The 5,484-nt window shown below is 66.9% G+C and carries 6 protein-coding genes, 1 other RNA gene and 1 riboswitch; of the genes, 4 read left to right on the forward strand and 3 right to left on the reverse strand.

The window, feature by feature from the left end; genetic code table 11:
* Both ACMO6A_RS12935 and ACMO6A_RS12940 read left to right on the forward strand, forming a co-directional pair.
* A partial coding sequence (locus ACMO6A_RS12935; RefSeq protein ID WP_418471378.1) for an iron chelate uptake ABC transporter family permease subunit occupies window positions 1-322 on the forward strand: 322 nt, incomplete at its 5' end.
* Between the two features lie 205 nt (window positions 323-527).
* Complete coding sequence (locus ACMO6A_RS12940) at window positions 528-1,274, forward strand: ABC transporter ATP-binding protein (RefSeq protein WP_009306231.1); 747 nt, start codon at window positions 528-530, stop codon at window positions 1,272-1,274.
* 244 nt (window positions 1,275-1,518) lie between these two features.
* On the opposite strand, the gene ACMO6A_RS12945 is transcribed toward ACMO6A_RS12940, so the two are convergent.
* From ACMO6A_RS12945 to rnpB, 3 genes are all read right to left on the reverse strand, one after another.
* Entirely contained in the window at window positions 1,519-2,199 is a 681-nt protein-coding gene (locus tag ACMO6A_RS12945; protein WP_009306230.1) for a DUF2461 domain-containing protein, read from the reverse strand.
* Window positions 2,192-3,067, reverse strand: a complete 876-nt coding sequence (locus ACMO6A_RS12950) for an RNA polymerase sigma factor (protein WP_009306229.1) — start codon at window positions 3,065-3,067, stop codon at window positions 2,192-2,194. Before ACMO6A_RS12950 ends, ACMO6A_RS12945 begins: the two co-directional genes overlap by 8 nt.
* A 142-nt stretch (window positions 3,068-3,209) precedes the next feature.
* Window positions 3,210-3,569, reverse strand: an RNA gene (gene rnpB / locus ACMO6A_RS12955) — RNase P RNA component class A.
* Window positions 3,570-3,623: 54 nt separating this feature from the next.
* Here rnpB and ACMO6A_RS12960 point away from each other — a divergent pair.
* Together ACMO6A_RS12960 and thiC are read left to right on the forward strand one after the other, a co-directional pair.
* On the forward strand, window positions 3,624-4,262 hold the full coding sequence (locus ACMO6A_RS12960) for a thiamine diphosphokinase (RefSeq protein WP_009607773.1): 639 nt from the start codon (window positions 3,624-3,626) through the stop codon (window positions 4,260-4,262).
* Between the two features lie 23 nt (window positions 4,263-4,285).
* Window positions 4,286-4,412, forward strand: a riboswitch (TPP riboswitch).
* Window positions 4,374-5,484: phosphomethylpyrimidine synthase ThiC (gene thiC, locus ACMO6A_RS12965; protein WP_418471379.1), on the forward strand; the 1,111-nt coding region annotated here is incomplete at its 3' end. (Overlaps the previous riboswitch by 39 nt.)

Consider the following 5,484-nt stretch of genomic DNA (forward strand, 5'->3'; position numbering starts at 1 on the left):
GGGCATGAACGTGGGCGCGTGCCGGCTGGCCATGCTGGGCCTCGCCGCCGTGCTGGCGGGCGCGGCCGTCAGCTTCGCGGGCCTGCTGGGGTTCGTAGGGCTCATCATCCCGCACCTCGTGCGGTTCTTCGTCGGGCACGACAACCGCATCGTGCTGCCGTTGTCGGCCGTGTCGGGCGCGGCGTTCGTCGTCGTGTGCGACCTGCTGGCGCGCGTGCTGTTCGCACCCTACGAGGTGCCGGTGGGCATCCTCATGGCGTTCCTCGGCGGCCCCTTCTTCATCTACCTCATTTTGAAGAACAGGAGGGGAAGCCTTGAATAATGCGCCTGCATCCTGCGGGGCCGAGGGCCGAGAGGTCCGGCGCTCAAACAGTCCTGCTCGCACGAACAGCCCGCTGGGCTGTTCGGCTCGTCGCGGCACCGCGAAGCAAGTCCCCTCGGGGAAACTCGCGGCGGACCTCTCGGCCCTCGGCTCCTCGACCGCAGAGGTCGCGCAGCCCTGTGTTCCTGCCATCGAGCTTCGCGAGGTGTCGTTCTCCTACGGCAAGGAACCGTTCATCGGGGGGCTTTCCGCGATGTTTTCGCATGGGGCGGTGACCAGCATCGTCGGCCCGAACGGCTGCGGGAAGTCCACGATGGTCAAACTCGTCGACGGCTTGCTGCGGCCGCAGGCGGGGGAGGTGCGCGTCGGCGGGGTGCCCACGCTGTCGCTCAAGGCGAAGGCGCGCGCCCGTCGCGTGGCCGTGCTGGCCCAGGCCAGCCGCCCGCCGGCGATGACGGTGGAGGCGCTCGTAGCATGCGGGCGCTATCCGTACCAGGCGCATCAGGGGAAGCTCTCGCGCGAGGATCGCGAGCACGTGGAGCGCGCCCTCGAGCTTGCGGGCATCGCGCGGTTCCGGACGCAGGAGCTGAGGCGGCTGTCGGGCGGCGAGCGCCAGCGAGCGTTCATCGCCATGACGTTGGCGCAGGACACCGACCTCATCGTGCTCGACGAGCCCACCACCTACCTCGACATCCGCGCCTGCCACGAGACGATGGAGCTGATCCGCCGCTTGAACGAGGAGGCGGGCAAGACCATCGTCATGGTCATCCACGATCTCGACCTGGCGCTGCGCTACTCAGACCGTTTGCTGGTCATGGAACGCGGGCGCGCCGCGGCGGCCGGCACGGTGGAAGAGGTGCTCGCAACCGGCGCCATCGAGCGGGCCTTCGGCGTGAGCATCCGTCCGCACGAGGCCGCCGAGGGACGGGCCTACACGCTGTTCCCGGCGTAGGGTTCTGCGATGCGGCTCCGCAGGCCTGGCATCGCGAACCGTCCGGTAAACGTTGGGCGCGAATTGCACCCTATGGCAGAAAACGCGGGGCATTGGTCGCAGATTCCTCGTATGCGGAATCTGCGACCAGGCCTTATGTGCCCGCGCAATACCGAACCATCCGTGAAGCTTCGACTGCCTTTGCCATGGCTATCGTTTTGCGCCCAATCGAACGGGGTGCGCCGGGGCCGGGCCGCAAACCGCCCTAGCGCGTCGGCATCGCGAAGCCTTTCAGCGCCTCGTTCAGGTACTCGTTGAACGTCTTCATGGCCGCGAAGCTGTCCAGCAGCGCGCGGCGGCAGGCCTCGTCGTCGGCGACGACGGCATCGTCGAAGTGCTCTTCCACCGCCCAGCACTTGCACTTCAGGTACTCAGCGGCCGGGCTCTGCGGGTCGTAGCCCTTCGGCACGTTCTTCAGCGGCATGCCGACGAACCGGAAGCGCTCGGCGAACCCCGGCGCCTCGACGATGTCGAGGAAGGCCTGCGGGTCGGCTGCGATGCGGTCGCGCACCATGCGCGTGGCGTCCTTGAAGTGCGGCGCGAACAGGCCCCCTCCCGCGAACGACCCGCCCGGCGTCACGCTGACGAAGTACCCCACGGGCACCGGCATGCGCCCGGCGGGGGAGATGTGCGCACGGAACGTCGGATTGTACGGCGACTTGTCGTCGCTGAACCGCGTGTCGCGGTTGATGCGGAACGCGAGGTCCTTGGCATCGAGCGCCGCCAAGCACGGCTCCGTTTCCGCGAGGTCGGCTATGCAGCCCTGCACGAGCTCCAGAAACGCGTTCTGCGCCTCCTTCTTCCGCTTCTTGTGGGCGTGCATCCAGTCGAGGGAATTGTTCTCGCGCAGGTCGGCCAGGAAATCCAGCATGAGGACGTTAGGCATGGGAGGCCTCCTTGCCGGCGTTCACCACGGCGTCGAAGCTGGCGGTGCCCATGCACGCTTCCAGCAGCTCCTTGGCGCGCGGCGTGGGGCGGTAGGAGGGAAGCCGGTCGAACAGGCTGGCGTAGCCGTCCATCTCGTCCATGGCGTCGACGAAGGCGTCCTGCGCGCGCTCCTCCTCGGTGAGCTCGAGGTACTCCAGGTTGTGCGGGGCCAGCCGATGCGTGGCGATGGCGAAGTTCACGCGCCGCTCGCACGAGCACGTCTCCGCGCCGCCGTGCTGACAGTACGCGCCCAAAAACTCGGCGACCGTCTTGCGGGCGCGCGACAGGCGCTGGCGGTACGCCTCGGGCGTGATGCCCAGCACGTCGGCCGCGGTGGAGCTGTCCACCTTGAACATGGTGCCCAGCACGTAGGCGCAGCGGCTGTCGGCGTCGAGGCACTGCAGCATCACGTTCGTGCACGACAGCTTCAGCTCACGCGCCAGCATGCCGCGGTCGACCCCTTCGGACAGGTCGGGGACGTCCTTCGCGCGCTCGTCGACGATGTCGGCCCCGTACATCTCGAAGCTGAACGGGGCGTTCGCGAACTGATGCGTGCGGCAGTCCTTGAGGTGGTTCACGGCGATGCGGTACACCCATGTGGAGAACGCGCTCTCCTTGCGAAACGTCGAGAGCCGGGTCATGATCTTGACCGCGATCTCCTGGCTCGCGTCCTCGGCGTCGTGGACGGTGCCCAGGAACCTGAGCGCAAGGTTGAACACGAGCCCGCTCGTGGACCGCAGCAGTTCCTCCAACGCCTGGCCGTCGCCTACGATGGCCTTGTCCACCAGGTCGAGCTGCGCTTCTTTCGATAATTCTTCGCGATGCATGGTGCCGCCTTCCGCGAAAGGCCCGCCGGGCGCTTCCGCTCGTCTCGTCGTCGGCCGGGCGCTCTGCGATGCGCCCGATGCCTTCCTTCGATAGGTTAGACGGTCGAATGTCGGAAGTGTGACGGAAAACGTGGAAAAAAAGAATGCGAGCGGGCCGGTAAGCCGGGTTCTGTCGTTGGACGACCATTTATCTCGAACGCCTGTCGCCAGACGCCTCTAGCACGCAACCCGAACGTACGGCGGGCAACCGTGTCGCGTTCCTATTTGCGCTTGCTCCAGATGGGGTTTTCCAAGCCGCGCCGTTGCCGGCGCGCTGGTGCGCTCTTACCGCACCGTTTCAGCTTTTCTCCCGTTTCTGCGCGCCGAAGCGCGTGTTCGCGGGGGAGTCTTCTTTTCTGTGGCACTTTCCGTCGGGTCGCCCCGCCCAGCCGTTAGCTGGCATCTTGCCCTATGGAGCCCGGACTTTCCTCACGCCGAAGCGCGCGATCGTCTGGCCCGCTCGCGTATGGTATTCTATCACGATCGGTACGGCTCGAAGGTAAGGAAAGTGTGGAACATGGCTACGTGCGCGCTCGTGGGGGCGGTCGATTTCAACGCGGAGGACTTCAAGGCCCGCCAGGCGGCCGGGGAGTTCGACTATGTCATCGCGGTGGACGCGGGCTTCGCGCACCTCGAGGCCATTGGTGCGGTGCCCGACATGGCTGTGGGCGACTTCGACTCGCTCGGCTATGTGCCGAAGTGCCGCCGCGTGTCGCGCCACCCGGTCAAGAAGGACAAGAGCGACATGGAGCTGGCCATGGAGAAGGCGTTGTCCTGGGGCCACGACGAGCTGATCGTCTACGGCGCGCTGGGAGCGCGGCTCGACCACACGCTGGCGAACCTGCAGCTGTTCGCGAAGTTCTCCGAGCGCGACGTGTACGTGACCGCCGTCGCCGACACGTACGCCGTGCGGCTGCTCACCGGTCCCGACGTGTTCGAGCTGCCGGCGCTTGGCGGGGGAACCGTGTCGGTGTTCTCGGCCAACGACATGGCGCGCGGCGTCATCGAGCGCGGCATGGAGTACTCCATCGACGACGAGCCGTTGTCGAACCGCACCTCGCGCGGGCTGTCGAACGAACTGACCGGCGAGGAGGCCACTGTAGCCGTCGAGGAGGGCACGCTGTACGTGTTCTACCCGCTGGCGTATACTGGTTAAACGCTCCGTCGCATGCGCGACGGCTTGACATACCGGGGAGCTTGCAGCCGCATCGCGGCCGGACAGGCTGAGAGGAAGCGCCGATTCACGCTTCGACCCGAGGAACCTGACATGGGTAATGCCAACGAAGGGAGTTCTATGACGCAGATCGACGCGGCACGCGCCGGCACCATCACCCGCGAAATGGCCATCGTGGCCGAGAAGGAGGGGCGCGACCCCGAGTTCATCCGCGAGGGGGTTGCGGCCGGGCGCATCGCCATCCCCGCCAACATCCACCATACCAGCTTGTCGCCCGAAGGCGTGGGCGGCGGCCTGCGCACGAAGGTGAACGTGAACCTGGGCATTTCGGGCGACGTCGCCGACGAGGCCGAGGAATGGAAGAAGGTGGACGTGGCGCTGGAGCTGGGCGCCGAGGCCATCATGGACTTGTCGAACACCGGCAAGACGCACGCGTTCCGCAGCGCGCTCATCGAGAAGTCGCCGGCCATGATCGGCACCGTGCCCATGTACGACGCCATCGGCTATCTGGAGAAGCCGCTGATCACCATCACGGTGGAGGACTTCCTCGACGTGGTCCGCGCGCATGCAGAGGACGGCGTGGACTTCGTCACCATCCACGCGGGCATGAATCGGCGCACCATCGAGTCGTTTCGCGAGACGGGCCGCCTCACGAACATCGTGAGCCGCGGCGGGTCGCTCATCTTCGCGTGGATGGAGGCCACCGGCAACGAGAACCCCTTCTACGAGTTCTACGACGAGGTGCTGGCCATCCTGCACGAGCACGACGTGACCATCAGCCTGGGCGATGCCATGCGGCCCGGCTCCACGTACGACGCCACCGACGCGGGGCAGATCGCCGAGCTCATCGAGATCGGCAAGCTCACGAAGCGCGCATGGGACGCGGGCGTGCAGGTGATGGTGGAAGGCCCCGGGCATATGGCGCTCGATGAGATCGCCGCCAACATGAAGCTGGAAAAGCGGCTGTGCCACGACGCGCCCTTCTACGTGCTGGGGCCGCTGGTCACCGACATCGCGCCGGGCTACGACCATATCACGGCCGCCATCGGGGGCGCGGTTGCCGCGGCTTCGGGCGCCGACTTCCTCTGCTACGTCACGCCGGCCGAGCATCTGCGCCTGCCCGACGCCGCCGACGTGCGCGAGGGCCTCGTGGCCACGAAGATCGCCGCGCATGCGGCCGACATCGCGCGCGGGGTGCCCGGAG

Origin of the sequence: Eggerthella sp. (genome assembly GCF_048329335.1) — a bacterium.
In the GTDB taxonomy this organism is placed as follows: domain Bacteria; phylum Actinomycetota; class Coriobacteriia; order Coriobacteriales; family Eggerthellaceae; genus Eggerthella; species Eggerthella lenta.

Excerpts from the sequence above, each read along its gene's own strand:
- ACMO6A_RS12945 (WP_009306230.1), bottom strand. The coding sequence starts at position 2,199 with ATGCCTAACGTCCTCATGCTGGATTTCCTGGCCGACCTGCGCGAGAAC.
- ACMO6A_RS12950 (WP_009306229.1), bottom strand. The coding sequence starts at position 3,067 with ATGCATCGCGAAGAATTATCGAAAGAAGCGCAGCTCGACCTGGTGGAC.
- ACMO6A_RS12960 (WP_009607773.1), top strand. The coding sequence starts at position 3,624 with ATGGCTACGTGCGCGCTCGTGGGGGCGGTCGATTTCAACGCGGAGGAC.